At 60.3% G+C, this 13,206-nt stretch carries 14 protein-coding genes and 1 pseudogene; 9 read left to right on the top strand and 6 right to left on the bottom strand.

The features are described from left to right. Nucleotides 1-153: pseudogene (locus Q1W15_RS04910) on the top strand (4-hydroxy-2-oxovalerate aldolase); the annotation flags it as partial. 42 nt (nt 154-195) lie between these two features. Beyond that, nucleotides 196-1,200 carry a CDP-6-deoxy-delta-3,4-glucoseen reductase gene (locus tag Q1W15_RS04905; protein ID WP_300724613.1) on the top strand — a complete coding sequence of 335 codons (1,005 nt, stop codon included), beginning with the start codon at nt 196-198 and terminating at the stop codon, nt 1,198-1,200. Nucleotides 1,201-1,286: 86 nt separating this feature from the next. On the opposite strand, the gene Q1W15_RS04900 is transcribed toward Q1W15_RS04905, so the two are convergent. Beyond that, a complete protein-coding gene (locus Q1W15_RS04900) occupies nt 1,287-2,183 on the bottom strand; it encodes a DMT family transporter (RefSeq protein WP_300724611.1) in 897 nt (298 codons plus the stop codon). A gap of 154 nt (nt 2,184-2,337) precedes the next feature. Here Q1W15_RS04900 and Q1W15_RS04895 point away from each other — a divergent pair, with 154 nt between their 5' ends. Both Q1W15_RS04895 and Q1W15_RS04890 read left to right on the top strand, forming a co-directional pair. Continuing rightward, nucleotides 2,338-3,669, top strand: a complete 1,332-nt coding sequence (locus Q1W15_RS04895; protein WP_300724609.1) for a PLP-dependent aminotransferase family protein — start codon at nt 2,338-2,340, stop codon at nt 3,667-3,669. Nucleotides 3,670-3,773: 104 nt separating this feature from the next. Further along, on the top strand, nt 3,774-4,553 hold the full coding sequence (locus Q1W15_RS04890; RefSeq protein ID WP_300724607.1) for an HNH endonuclease signature motif containing protein: 780 nt from the start codon (nt 3,774-3,776) through the stop codon (nt 4,551-4,553). Here the strand turns inward: Q1W15_RS04890 and Q1W15_RS04885 are convergent. Beyond that, nucleotides 4,525-5,016, bottom strand: coding sequence for a hypothetical protein (locus tag Q1W15_RS04885; RefSeq protein WP_300724605.1), 492 nt, complete (start codon nt 5,014-5,016; stop codon nt 4,525-4,527). The two genes, Q1W15_RS04890 and Q1W15_RS04885, sit on opposite strands and share 29 nt — an antisense overlap. Before the next feature lie 259 nt (nt 5,017-5,275). Here Q1W15_RS04885 and Q1W15_RS04880 point away from each other — a divergent pair, with 259 nt between their 5' ends. Then, nucleotides 5,276-6,856: an ABC transporter substrate-binding protein gene (locus Q1W15_RS04880; protein WP_300724603.1), complete on the top strand. Its 1,581-nt coding sequence runs from the start codon at nt 5,276-5,278 to the stop codon at nt 6,854-6,856. 91 nt (nt 6,857-6,947) lie between these two features. Here the strand turns inward: Q1W15_RS04880 and Q1W15_RS04875 are convergent, their stop codons facing one another. Further along, nucleotides 6,948-7,487, bottom strand: coding sequence for a hypothetical protein (locus Q1W15_RS04875; RefSeq protein ID WP_300724601.1), 540 nt, complete (start codon nt 7,485-7,487; stop codon nt 6,948-6,950). 201 nt (nt 7,488-7,688) lie between these two features. On the opposite strand from Q1W15_RS04875, the gene Q1W15_RS04870 reads away from it, so the two are divergent. The 4 genes from Q1W15_RS04870 to Q1W15_RS04855 are packed head-to-tail and all read left to right on the top strand — an operon-like array spanning nt 7,689 to nt 10,966. Next, a complete protein-coding gene (locus Q1W15_RS04870) occupies nt 7,689-8,708 on the top strand; it encodes an ABC transporter permease (RefSeq protein ID WP_300724598.1) in 1,020 nt (339 codons plus the stop codon). Further along, the gene (locus tag Q1W15_RS04865; RefSeq protein ID WP_300724596.1) at nt 8,705-9,511 is read left to right on the top strand and encodes an ABC transporter permease; all 807 of its coding nucleotides are present in this window, start codon (nt 8,705-8,707) and stop codon (nt 9,509-9,511) included. Before Q1W15_RS04870 ends, Q1W15_RS04865 begins: the two co-directional genes overlap by 4 nt. Further along, nucleotides 9,511-10,317 carry an ATP-binding cassette domain-containing protein gene (locus tag Q1W15_RS04860; RefSeq protein ID WP_300724594.1) on the top strand — a complete coding sequence of 269 codons (807 nt, stop codon included), beginning with the start codon at nt 9,511-9,513 and terminating at the stop codon, nt 10,315-10,317. Before Q1W15_RS04865 ends, Q1W15_RS04860 begins: the two co-directional genes overlap by 1 nt. Beyond that, the gene (locus Q1W15_RS04855) at nt 10,310-10,966 is read left to right on the top strand and encodes an ATP-binding cassette domain-containing protein (RefSeq protein WP_300724592.1); all 657 of its coding nucleotides are present in this window, start codon (nt 10,310-10,312) and stop codon (nt 10,964-10,966) included. Before Q1W15_RS04860 ends, Q1W15_RS04855 begins: the two co-directional genes overlap by 8 nt. On the opposite strand, the gene Q1W15_RS04850 is transcribed toward Q1W15_RS04855, so the two are convergent. The 3 genes from Q1W15_RS04850 to Q1W15_RS04840 all read right to left on the bottom strand — a co-directional run bounded on the left by Q1W15_RS04850 (nt 10,921) and on the right by Q1W15_RS04840 (nt 13,110). Further along, nucleotides 10,921-11,265, bottom strand: a complete 345-nt coding sequence (locus Q1W15_RS04850) for a DUF6388 family protein (RefSeq protein ID WP_300724616.1) — start codon at nt 11,263-11,265, stop codon at nt 10,921-10,923. The two genes, Q1W15_RS04855 and Q1W15_RS04850, sit on opposite strands and share 46 nt — an antisense overlap. A gap of 67 nt (nt 11,266-11,332) precedes the next feature. Next, on the bottom strand, nt 11,333-11,572 hold the full coding sequence (locus tag Q1W15_RS04845; RefSeq protein ID WP_300724590.1) for a helix-turn-helix transcriptional regulator: 240 nt from the start codon (nt 11,570-11,572) through the stop codon (nt 11,333-11,335). A 152-nt stretch (nt 11,573-11,724) separates the two neighbouring features. Then, nucleotides 11,725-13,110, bottom strand: coding sequence for a nucleobase:cation symporter-2 family protein (locus Q1W15_RS04840; RefSeq protein ID WP_300724588.1), 1,386 nt, complete (start codon nt 13,108-13,110; stop codon nt 11,725-11,727). Nucleotides 13,111-13,206 lie beyond the last annotated feature (96 nt).

Raw genomic sequence — 13,206 nt, 5'->3', positions numbered from 1 at the left:
GTGTACTCGAGCTTCCTGCGCCACGCCGAAGTCGCGGCGGCCAAGTACGGCCTCAAAACCCTCGACATTCTGGTCGAACTGGGCAAGCGCCGGATGGTCGGCGGCCAGGAAGACATGATCGTGGACGTGGCATTGGATCTGCTCAAGCGCTGATTCAGCCCCTCGGCAGTGCGACCCCTATTCAAGGAGCGGCTTATGGCCTTTCAGGTTCAGATACAACCCGTCGGCCTGGCGTATTCGCTGGGCACCGACACCAGCATTCTCGACGGTGCGCTGGCCGATGGCCTGATGCTCAAGCACAGTTGCCGTGAAGGCACGTGCGGCTCGTGCAAGGGCCGCGTCATCAGCGGTGAAGTCGATCATCACGACAGCCCGCTGGCGGTGTTGACCGCCGAAGAGCGTGAGCAAGGGCTGGCGCTGTTTTGCTGCGCCCGCGCGACGTCCGATCTGGTGATCGACGCGCCGGAAGTCACCGAACTGCGGGGCATCAGCATTCAGCAAACGGCGGCGCGGGTGATGGCGATCGACAAGGTCAGCCACGACGTGGCCATTGTGCGCCTGGCGCTGCCGCCGGGGTCGACCTTTGCCTACTACCCCGGCCAATACGTGCAAGTGCAGCTCAAGGACGGCACCCGCCGTAGCTACTCGATGGCCACGCGGGTGGCGCGCGACAATCAACTGGAACTGCACATCCGTCACATGCCGGGCGGGGTGTTCAGCAGCCATGTGTTCGAGGGCCTCAAGCCCAAGGCCATGCTGCGCCTGGAAGGGCCGTATGGTTCGTTTTTCCTGCGTGACAGCGACCGGCCGATGATCTTTTTGGCCAGCGGCACCGGCTTCGCGCCGATCCAGGCATTGCTGGAGCAACTGCGCGAACACCCGAACAACCGTCGCCCGGTGTACCTCTATTGGGGCGGCCGTCGCCGTGAAGACCTCTACCACCACGATACTTTGTTGGCCTGGGAAGCCGAGCTGCCGTGGTTGCGTTACACGCCGGTGCTGTCAGAGCCCGGTGAAGCGTGCGACTGGCAGGGCGCGACGGGTTTTGTGCATGCCCAAGTCAGCCGCGACTTCCAGAGCCTCAGCGACTACGAAGTGTATGCCTGCGGCGCGCCCATTGTGGTCGACTCGGCCCGGCGCGACTATGTCGAGCAGCGGGGCCTGGTGGCCGACCATTTCTACGCCGATGCGTTTGTCTGATCGCGTGTTTGCGGGTCATTCGGGTTAACCCGCGCACCTTGGTCTGTCTTGCCGGGTGCGCTTTGTTTGGCGGTGGCGGCCGGTGCTTATTTGGCAAACTTCTTGGCGGCCAGCACGCACAGAATCACCCCGCCGGTTGCACCGAACATGCCCAGGCTCACGGTCTCGTGCAGCAGCGTGGCGGCCAGCAGCAGACCGAATAGCGGTTGGAGCAATTGCAGTTGCCCCACCGCTGCAATCCCCCCCAGCGCCAGGCCGCGATACCAGAAAAAGAACCCGATCAGCATGCTGAACACCGAGATATACCCCAGGCCCAGCCACGCGGGTGTACCGATACCCTCGAAAGTGGCGGGGGCCAAGAGTACGGCCAGGATCGCCATGCACGGCAACGACACCACCAGCGCCCAGCAAATCACCTGCCAGCCCCCCAGTGTTCGGGACAGCGTGGCCCCTTCGGCATAGCCGAGTCCGCAAACAATAATGGCCATAAACATCAGCAGGTCGCCTGCGGGAGCCGCTGTCAGGCCCTGAGAGAGCGCATACGTCACCACCAGTGCGCTGCCCAGCACCGAGAAAACCCAGAACGCCGGTCGAGGCCGTTCCCCGCCACGTAACACGGCAAACAGTGCTGTGGACAGCGGCAACAGGCCGAGAAATACAATGGAATGTGCGCTGGTCACATGCTGCAGGGCCAACGCCGTCAGCAACGGAAAGCCCACCACCACACCCAGAGCCACGATCAGCAACGAGAACACCTGATGACGTGTCGGCCGCGCAGCCTTGAACACCGCCAGCAAACTCAACGCCAGTGCACCGGCAATCGTGGCGCGGGCAGCCGTCAGAAAAACCGGGTCGAATGCCTGCACCGCCACCCGTGTAGCGGGCATTGAAGCGCTGAAAATAAGCACGCCGATAAAGCCGTTGATCCAGCCGCTCAGGGTGTTGCCTGTCATCGAAGGGTGCAGGGCAGAGGTCCGTTGCATCGTATTTCACGCTCAAGGTAGAGGGCAGCCCAGCGGCCAGGCCGCCGTTCAGGGCTGCCCTTACGCGGTACTGCCCGAGGGCAGGGTTGCATGTGTTACATCCTATGACCGAAGATGGATGACAATCAAAATATTGTCATGGATACAAGCCACGATGCCGCGCTCCCGTTACAAAACCCTGGTGGATGCTTTTGCCGTCGATATCCGCTCGGGCCGCTTGCCGCCCGGCACGCGCTTGCCCACACACCGGCAATTGGCCGCCCGTGAAGGGCTGGCCCTGGTCACGGCCAGCCGCGTCTATGCCGAACTGGAGGCCATGGGCCTGGTGAGCGGAGAGACGGGCCGGGGCACGTTCGTGCGCGAAACGTCACTGCCGCCCGGCCATGGCATCGACCAGCCTGACGTGACGGCGGGCATGGTGGACCTCAACTACAACTACCCCAATGTGCCGGGCCAGGCCGAATTATTGCGCACGGCCTTGCGCCAATTAGCGTTGTCCGGTGACCTGGAATCGTTGCTGCGCTACCAACCCCATGGCGGGCGCGTGCAGGAACGCGCCAGCGTAGCCCGGCACCTGGCCACGCGTGGCCTGAGCGTACCCGGCGACCGCGTGCTGATCGTCAATGGCGCACAACACGGCTTGACCGTCACCCTGATGGCCTTGTTTCAGCCTGGCGATGTGATTGCGGTCGATGCGCTGACCTATCCAGGATTCAAAGCACTGGCGCAGTCCCTGCACCTGGACGTGCAACCCGTTGCCTGCACCGCCACCGGCCCAGACCTCGACGCCCTTGAGGCCCTGTGCCGCAACCGCACTGTCCGCGGCCTCTACAGCATGCCCACGCTGCACAACCCGCTGGGCTGGGTGATGAGCCTCGACCAGCGCCAGCGCCTGATCGCGATTGCGCGCCAGTACGACGTGCAACTGATTGAAGACGCGGCCTACGCCTTTCTGGTCGACAACCCGCCGCCGCCGCTTTGCGAACTGGCCCCCGAGCGCACGGTCTACGTCTCAGGGCTGTCCAAAAGCGTGGCGGCGGGCTTGCGCGTGGGCTTCCTCGCCGCCCCGGCGGCGCGCATGGCAGCCCTTGAACGCATCATCCGTCTTACCGCCTGGAACACCCCGGCCGTCATGACCGCCCTGGCCTGTGGCTGGCTCGACGACGGCACCGTCACCCGGCTTGAAGCGCAAAAACGCCAAGACGCACACGCGCGGCAACTCATTGCGGGCCAACTGCTGAGCGGATTACCCAGCGTGCACCACCCATCGTCCTACTTTCGCTGGCTACCCTTGCCCGAAGACACCCGTGCCGACGCCTTGGTCGTGGCCTTAATGCGCGAAAACATCAGCGTCTCCACCGCCCAACCCTTCGCCACCTCAGCCCACGTCCCCCACGCTATCCGCCTGGCCCTGGGCTCGGTCGACATCACCACCCTGCGCGCGGCATTGGTGAAAGTGAAAGGGGTGATGGAGCGATTTGGGTAGAGGGCTAAACGAGCTGAAGTTTCCTACGGTGTTTACTTGAGTCTTACGTTCTAAGGTAAATTCCCCTACTTTGCGCGAGTGCGTAAATCCATAAGGAGGGGATGATGTCTGGCGGCTGGAGCAGGGAAGAACTGAAGGCATCGGTAGACGCCTATCAAAAAATGCTGGCGATGCACGCGTTGCAGCAACCGTTTGTTAAAGCCCAGGTCTATCGTGACCTCGCCCTTCGTTTTGGGCGTAAGGAAGGGGCTTTTGAGCGGCGAATGCAGAATATTTCAGCCATTTACAAGGAGTTCGGACTGAAGTGGCTGCCTGGTCTCAAACCACAACACAATATTGGTAACGGCATTAAGCCCACGCTGATTGAGTTGATCGGGTTGCCGGGCAATCAGGGTGTGGCTCATGAGCTTGAAGCCGCTGCAAAAGAAGCGGAATACGAACAGGCCTTTGACCCCGAAAACGTCGTGGACGCTCGCAAGCGGGTGGTGGCCAGTATTGTGCGCCGTCGGGGGCAGGGCGCGTTTCGCAATAAGCTGTTGAAGGCCTACAACAACACCTGTGCGATCACAGGTTGCCAGCAAGTCGAAGTGCTGGAGGCCGCGCATATTCACCCGTACAGGGGCGAGCAGACGCATGCGGTGTCTAATGGCTTGCTGCTACGTGCGGACCTGCACACCTTGTTCGATTTGTATTTGATTGCAATTGACCCAAAGACCCGCCAGGTGCGGATAGCACCTGAGCTGAGTCAATCGGATTATGCCCGCTATGAAGGGCTGTCATTGCCTGCTCCGCTATCACCTTCGGCCATGGCGAGTATCGGATCGTTGCAATGGCATGCCGAGCATTGCGCCTGGCTTAAATCCCCGAGCGCGTCATTGGGCTGAGTGTCCGGCTGCCCAGGCTCAGGGCTTCGGTCACCAGGGCGCTTAAGTCTGCGGCGTGTTCGTCTTTGACGCACAGGGCCAGTTTTTCGCCCAGGGTGCTCGCGGTGTCTGCGCCTTCTGGCAGGGCGCGCAGGATGAGCAGGCCATTGCTGGTGAGTACAACTTCATAAAATGACACGCCAGACATGCCGTCAAAGTGGATGTAGCCCACGTCGGCCAGCCACTTGAGGGTGGCCAGAAACAGGTTTTCTTCTTTTTCCAGGGCTTGCCGGTCGTTGGCGCGACCGGTCGGGTAGTCGATGTAGTGTTCGGCGGTGACGGTCAGGGGCAGGGGGAAGTTGCGGTACAGGCTGCCCAATACAAGGCCCGCGTAGCAGTCGAACCGTTCGATGTTGTTGGACGGCAGGGTGTTGGTCGCGTGGGCGTTTCGGTCTTTCAGGGAACCCGCTAATCCTTTGAACATGTGAACCTCTGTCAGTTAAGTCTGTTTACCGCGAAAGAATAGGCGTACTGATGGGTATAGCACAGGGTGTCATTCGAGTGCCGCAAAGCGCTGGTCTTGTGCTTGAGTTGTTACATGATGAAACGGGTTGTGGTAGAAAAGCTCTGAAAATCAGCAGGATAACTGGCACTTTGAAGCCAGAGTGCTATTACTCTTGGATCAAATTTTTACAGCCCACCTTTTTGCATACGCGGCCGCGCTGCCATTTTCAGGAGGATAAATGCTTACACTTACAGGGATGCGTAACACCTTGGTCGCTGCTGCGTTGCTCAGTGTGCTGGCCGCTCCGGCGTTGTCTTCTCCCGCGCGCACACTGCACCTGGCTATTGGCGATGAACCCACCGAAGGCTTTGACCCCATGCTGGGCTGGAGCCACGGCAGTTACCTGCTGCTGCACAGCCCGCTGTTGAAACAGAACGAGGATTTGTCCTGGAGCAGTTTTTTGCTCAGCGATTATCAACCCAGCGATGACGGCAAAACCTGGACGCTGAAGCTCAAACCCGATTTGAAGTTTTCCGACGGTTCGCCGCTTACGGCGAACGATGTGGCGTACACCTACAACAATGCGGCGGCCAGCGGCGGCAAGGTCGATATGGGCAACTTCCTCAAGGCCGAGGCCGTGGACCCGCTGACGGTTCGTATTCAGCTTAAGGCCCCGCAAAGCACGTTCGTCAATGTGCTGGGGTCGCTGGGGATTGTGTCAGCCGATAAATACGACGCCAAAACCTACGCGCAAAAGCCGATTGGTGCCGGGCCATACCGGTTGGTCAGTTATCAGCCGGGCCAGCAATTGATTGTTGAGGCCAACCCGTTCTACGCGGGGCAGAAAAACGATTTCGAAAAACTGGTGTTTGTGTTCCTCGACGAAGACAGTGCCTTTGCTGCCGCTCAGAGCAAACAACTGGGCATTGTGCGCATTGCCCCTTCGCTGGCGGTGACGCCCGCTGCGGGCATGAAGCTGTGGGTTCGCCCCAGCGTCGAGAACCGTGGCATCGTGCTGCCCACCACACTGTCTGGCCAGAAAGATGCCAACGGCTACCCCATTGGCAACGATGTGACAGCCGATGTGGCCATCCGCAAGGCGATCAACTACGCCATCGATCGTCAGTTATTGGCCGACCAAATTCTTGAAGGCCACGCGATCCCTGCCTATACCGGCGTTCAGGGGTTGGCGTGGGATAACCCCGACGCGGCGTTCAAAGATGGCGACAGTGCCAAGGCCAAGCAAATACTCGAGGAGGCCGGCTGGGTCGAAACACCCAACGGTGTGCGTGAGAAAAATGGCCAGCCGGCCAGGTTCACCCTCTGGTATGCCAGCGGTGATGTCACCCGTCGGGATCTGGCCCAGGCCGTGCGGTCTATGCTCAAGCCGATTGGCATTGATGTGGATTTGAAGTCCGGCAGTTGGGAAACCATTGAACGCAACATGCACGCCAACCCGACGCTGTTCGGCTGGGGCAGCCTCGATCCGATGGAGCTGTACCACCACTACAGCAGCAAGGCGGCGGGTGTGGAGTACTACAACCCGGGGTACTACAAAAACCCGGTGGTCGATCAGCATTTGCAGAAGGCCCTGGACGCGCCGACCTGGCAGCAAGCCGTACCGTTCTGGCAGCAGGTGGAGTGGGATGGCAAGACAGGCGCAGGCGTGAAGGGCGATGCGGCCTGGGCCTGGCTGCTGAACATACAACACACGTACCTGGCCAATGAGTGCGTCGACCTAGGTCAGGGGGCTCCTGAGATTCATGGGTCCTGGTCGCTGCTCAATAGCCTTGATGGCTGGAAGTGGACATGCCAGTAACATGCCGTCGCACGCTCATTAACGTCCATGTGTAGCTAACATGCCCGCAGTGTTGCCACTTCCAGGGGGGTATATGACGAGTGCGGGTTCGTTATTTGGGCGGTTGAGGCGTGCCCAAGCCTCTGTAGAAACCTGCGAAGGCGTTGGGGCCGTCACGGCCAGCTTCGCCGCGTGCATTGATCAGTGTGTCTTTGCCATGCTCTTCAGCCACTTTGCCGGCGAAGCTCAAGCTGGCACCGAACAGTTTTGCTCCCAGCCCGCCCGCATTCCCGATTCTTTGGCCTATGCCCTGCATAGCCGCACCGGCTACTGCCATGCCTGCGCCTTTGGCCTTCTCCTGGCTGGACTCTCTGTGCAGCTCGTGGCTTGGGCCCCGGCTCTGTGGGTTGCCTTTATTGCCAAACATCGACATTGCGGTTGGGAGGTGTGAGTAGATCTCTGCGCTGATGGCTTTAAGCAGGGTCTCGGCCAGCGCCGTGCGCTCTTCGGGGTGAAGCGACTGGGGGAAATGGGATTGAATTTCGCTGCCAATGACTTTTTTTAGGGTTTCAGAGAGTGATGAGTGAGGTTTGGCGGGTTCAGGTGCCTGGGATCGAGTCGCAATGGGGGTATCAAGTGAGGGTATCTTCATGGTGGGTCCCTTTTGGATCAGTCGATGTAGGTTGTCAGGGCAAGTGGGAATAATCCTTGCCAAGGTTGGGTTGGCTAAAGGGGCCTAATGGTTCCTCTATCGATGCAAGCGTGGTCAGGACTGTGTAGCAGGACGTTATGGGCCGGTTCAGCGAGGCGCAATGTCGGAGTATTCGTGAGGTTTCAGGATGAGCAGGGCGCTATGAAGGACAACAGCCGGTCGCACCGCAGGTTCAGCAACCCCGTCAGGGCCCTGGGGGCGCTGGCGAGTGCAATCGCGCGCCTGATGGCCCTGCTGCTGGTTACGGCGGCGGGCACCTTTGTGTTGCTCAGCTTTTCGCCGGTGGACCCGATTCGGGCCTACATCGGCAACGATCTGTTGCACGTTCCCCCCGAGCAATACCCGTTGATCGCGGCGCGCTGGGGGTTGGACCTGCCGTTGTGGGAGCGCTTTTTACACTGGTTCAGCCAGATGCTGCAGGGCGACATGGGCTACTCGATGCTCTATAACGCGCCGGTGTCTCAGGTGATTGGTGAGCGTTTTGCCACCTCGTTTGCGCTGCTGCTGTCAGCGTGGCTGTTTTCCGGCATCGTCGGCTTGGCAATGGGCCTCACGGCGGGGCGTTACCTTAATCGCTGGCCAGATCGGTTTATTTCAACCTTGTCGTATGTGTTGGCCTCATTGCCGACGTTCTGGATTGGCTTGTTGCTGCTGTCGCTGTTTGCCGTGACTCTGAACTGGGCCCCGATTTGTTGCGCCTGGCCACCCGGCAGCAACGCCGAGACCGCGACGTGGGGCGAGAAAGTGCGGCATTTGGTGCTGCCGATGTTGGCGCTGGGCCTGCTGGGGGTCGGCAATATCGCCTTGCACACCCGCTCGCGGGTGGCCGAGGTGATGAACAGTGAATTTATTCGCTACGCCCGCGCCCAAGGCGATAAAGGTTGGCCGCTGGTCAATTTTCATATTGTGCGGCATGCCCTGACGCCTGCCGTGTGCTTGCAGTTCGCGTCGTTGGGAGAGTTGATCGGTGGCTCGTTGCTGGCCGAGAAGGTGTTTGCGTACCCTGGGTTGGGCCAGGCCACTATCGATGCGGGGTTGCGCGGTGATATTCCGCTGCTGATGGGGATTGTGATGTTTTGCGCGGTGCTGGTGTTTTCCGGCAACAGCATTGCCAACGCGTTGTTGCTACGCCTTAACCGTGGAGCGGCGCGCCCGTCATGACTTTCGACCCCAATCGCCCGTTGTTGCGGCTGTGCCTGTCGCTGTTGATCTTGCTGGTGTTGGTGGCGTATGGCGTGTCCATTATCAATGTCGACGCGGCGATGGACTTGCTGGCACGCCGCCAGCCTCCGTCAGTTGAGCATTGGTTCGGCACTGACAGCCTGGGCCGCGACTTGTGGCTGCGCTGTTTTCAAGGCATGACCACCAGCCTGCAAATCGGCCTGACGGCAGCGTTCAGCAGCGGCTTGCTGGCCATGCTGGCCGCTAGCCTGTGTTCGGTCAGCAAAACCCTTGACTACCTGATCCGCGGGCTGATCGACAGCATGCTGGCGTTGCCGCATCTGTTACTGCTGGTGTTGATCTGCTTCACCTTGGGCGGCGGTAAGGAAGGCGTGATCCTGGCCGTGGCGCTGACCCATTGGCCGCGCCTGGCGTTGCTGTTGCGCGGCGAAATTCTGCGTATTCGCGAAACCGACTTTGTGATGCTGTCGCACCGGTTGGGCAACAGCAGTTTCTACCGTTGGCGTCATCATTTGCTACCGTTGCTGATGCCACAGTGGATCATCGGCACGTTGTTGATGTTTCCGCATGCTGTCTTGCATTCGGCGGCCTTGAGTTTTCTCGGTTTTGGCCTTGCACCGCACGACCCGTCACTGGGTTTGCTGCTGGCCGATGCGCTGCGTTACTTAAGCAGTGGAGCCTGGTGGCTGGCGGTTTTCCCGGGGTTGATCCTGGTCAGTCTGGTGCTGGTATTTGACCAATTTGCACGAGCGCTACAGCAGCTTTGGATAAGGATGACCTGATGCTGACATTCGACCGGTTTGCCATCGATATTGCGCACTACCATTGGCTGGGCCAAAAAACCTGGCACCCGTTACTCAGTGATATTTCCCTTGAGGTTCGTCCCGGCGAACTGCTGGCGCTGGTCGGGTCCAGCGGCGAGGGCAAAAGCTTGTTGCTACAAAGTGCGCTGGGCCTGTTGCCCGATAACATGCGTTGCCACGGTGATATCTGGCTCGACGGTCAGCGGCTAAGCGATACGGACAAAGTCGCTCAGCGGGGCAAGAGCCTGTGCTATGTGCCCCAGGGCGTCAGCGCGCTGAACCCGCTGATCAAAGTCGGCCCGCAGTTGCTGCGCGCTGCGCAGTTGAGCGGGGTACAACTGGGCATGGCTGAGGTGGCCGAGCAACTCCAGCGCTATAACCTGTTGCCCGGGCTGGTCGATGAGTTTCCACGGCGATTGTCCGGCGGCATGGCCAAGCGGGTACTGGCCAGTGGTGCGGCGTTGAGCGAGGCCCGTTACATTCTGGCGGATGAAATCACGTCCTGGCTGGACGACGAGCACGCCTGCCAATTGCTGACGAGCCTCAAGGGGTTTTGCCAGCAGGGGCGCGGCATTTTGTGGGTGACCCACGACCTGGCCTTGGCCGCACGTTTTGCTGACCGCATTGCGTTGTTGCACCAGGGCCAGTTGCACGAAACCGTGAGCGCTCAAACACTGCGCAATCAGGGCGGTAGCCCGTGGTTGCAGTCGTTATGGGCGGCTTTGCCCGAACAACAGTTTTTCCCCTCAACGCTGTCGCACCCACAGAGCCCGGCCCATGCTTGATGTTCAGCAGTTGACCATTGTGCAAAACGGCCATCGGCTGTGGGACGCGGTGTCGTTTCAGGTCAGGTCTGGCGAACGCCAAGGCATCTGTGCTCCCAGCGGGTATGGCAAAACCACGCTGGGCCGGGTGCTTGCCCAATGGCAAACCGCGACATCGGGCACCATCACGGTGGGGGGCAAGCCTGTGGCCAGCACGGGCTATTGCCCGATCCAACTGGTGCCGCAACACCCGGAGCACACCTTCAACCCGTATCGCACCACCGGGCAAAGCCTGCGCGATGCCTGGTCGCCGGATGCTGCCTGGCTGGAGCGGCTGGCCGTTAACCCGGTGTGGCTGACTCGCCGGCCTACCGAATTGTCGGGCGGGGAGTTGGCACGTATCGCTTTGTTGCGGGCATTGGATCCGCGCACGCGTTACCTGATTGCCGATGAAGTGACGGCGCAACTGGACCCCCATACGCAGGCGCAGGTGTGGCAAGTGATGCTCGAAGAGGTCAAGCGCCGTGAGTTGGGGCTGATTGTGTTCAGCCACAACAAGGCGCTACTGGAAAAGGTCTGCACACAAATCTGGCGCCCGGCGCAGGATGGGCCACCGCCGCCGGCTCACTCCGGCGACGGGCAGTCCTCAATGCCGTACATCTCACAGTAATCGGCCCAGCTCAGGCCTGCCATTTGCGCCACTTCGCGGTGCACCTCAAGGCGTTGCGCCTCGTAGGCCTGCGGGGTCGCGCTGGTCAGTTGCAAGGTCAGCTCCCAGGCAAAAAGGCCCAGGCGTTCGGCCTCGGCTTCAAAAGCCTCGTTCAGCTGTTCCTGGCGGTACGCCTTCATGGTCAGGCCCTGCACCTGGGCTTGCAGCGGGTTGAGGTGCGCCAGTGTGGTCACCAACTCAGGGCGTTCGCTGAGGAAGAGGTCGAGTGCTTTTTGATGGTTGGGGCCGGGCTCGGTCACGCCGTTGTCCTGTGGTGAAGGGGTGATGCGTACAGGGTAGACGTTACTGATTACGACAGGCAAACCGTCACTGCTCTATGAGTGCGCCGTTACCGGTTCGCCCGTGCGATGGGCGGCCGCTCAAAATGAACGCTACATCCATGCCCAGCACGCTGATAGCCGCCAAATAATCGGCACGGGGCAGGCGAATGTCCCGTTCATAGGCGCTTTGCGCAGGGCGGCTGATGCCTGCAGCGCTGGCCACAGACTGCTGGGTGAGATGAAGGCGCAAGCGTTCCTGTTTGAGGCGTGTGCCGTAAGTGCTCATGTCGGGTCACCTGACAATGTCAGCAGTACAAGAAAAGAGTATTTCAAGCGCCGAAAAACTGAAATGTCGTGGGCATAAAAAATCCCACCAGTGTGGGATTTTTTGCAAAAAGCGGGCAGGGCGCATTGAAGCACCCTGCCAGTTTTATCCAGTTACAACGCGGGCTTTTTTTCGGTCTCGGGCAGGAACCAGTTCAGCACCAGGGCACAGATACCGCCGGTGGCCACGCCTGATTCCAACACGTCCCGCAATGCGGCGGGCATGTGCGCCAGGAACTCCGGCACTTGCGAAACGCCCAGGCCCAGCGCCAGCGACACGGCAATAATCAACAGCGCGCGGCGGTCCAGGTGGGTGCTGGCGAGAATATTGATGCCCGAGGCGGCAACGGCACCGAACATGACCATTGCGGCACCGCCCAGCACCGGCTCAGGCACTGCCTGAATCGCACCGGCCACACTGGGGAACAGCCCCAGTAACACCAGCATGGCGGCGATCCACACGCCGATATGACGGCTGGCAATACCGGTCAACTGAATCACACCGTTGTTTTGCGCGAAGATCGAGCTGGGGAAGGTGTTGAACACGCCAGCCAGCAGCGAGTTGGCTCCGTTGACCAACACACCGCCCTTGATCCGTTCCATCCACACGGGGCCTTCAACGGGTTGGCGTGAGACTTTACTGGTGGCGGTCACATCGCCAATGGCTTCGAGGGATGTCACCAGGTAAATCACCAACATTGGAATAAACAGTGCCCACGAAAAGCCCAGGCCAAAATGCAGCGGCACCGGCACCTGGAACAGTTCGGCCTGATGCATGCCAGTGAAGTCCAGACGGCCCAGGTAGCCCGCCAGCGCATAGCCCACGGCCAAGGCAATGACAATGGCGCAACTGCGCATCCACACCACCGGGACACGGTTGAGGATCACGATAATGGCCAGTACGACACCTGACAGCATCAAGTTTTCGCCGTTGGCGAAAGTGCCATTGGCCATGGCCGAGAAGCCGCCGCCCATGCTGATCAGGCCGACTTTAATCAGCGTCAGGCCAATCATCAGCACCACGATGCCGGTGACGAGCGGCGTGATCATGCGCTTCACAAACGGCAACACGCGCGAGATGCCCATTTCGACAAACGACCCGGCAATCACCACGCCGAAAATCGCCGCCATCACGCCCTCGACCGGCGTGCCTTGTTTGACCATCAGCGCCCCGCCAGCAATCAACGGGCCGACAAAGTTGAAACTGGTGCCCTGCACAATCAGCAACCCGGCACCGAAAGGGCCGAAGCGTTTGCACTGAACGAAGGTCGCGATCCCGGAAATCACCAGCGACATCGACACGATCAGGTTGGTATCACGGCTGGAGACGCCCAACGCCTGACAAATCAGCAGGCCAGGGGTGACGATGGGCACGATAATCGCGAGCAAGTGTTGCAGCGCCGCCAAAAAGCCGACCCACGGCTTGGGACGGTCTTCGAGACCAAAGATCAGCTCGCTGCTCTGGGACTCGGCTTCAATTGGCGTTTTGGGAGAGGTCATGGCACGCGCCCTGGAAAAAAGAGCGCGATTCTACTGGTGTTAGGCCATCACGCACAGTAGTTGTTGGGGTTTTGCGATCGATCGCCGCTAGCGGCA

The sequence above is a fragment of the Pseudomonas sp. genome (genome assembly GCF_030150285.1).
Classification (GTDB): domain Bacteria; phylum Pseudomonadota; class Gammaproteobacteria; order Pseudomonadales; family Pseudomonadaceae; genus Aquipseudomonas.
This window is presented reverse-complemented; position numbering and strand designations above follow the sequence as displayed.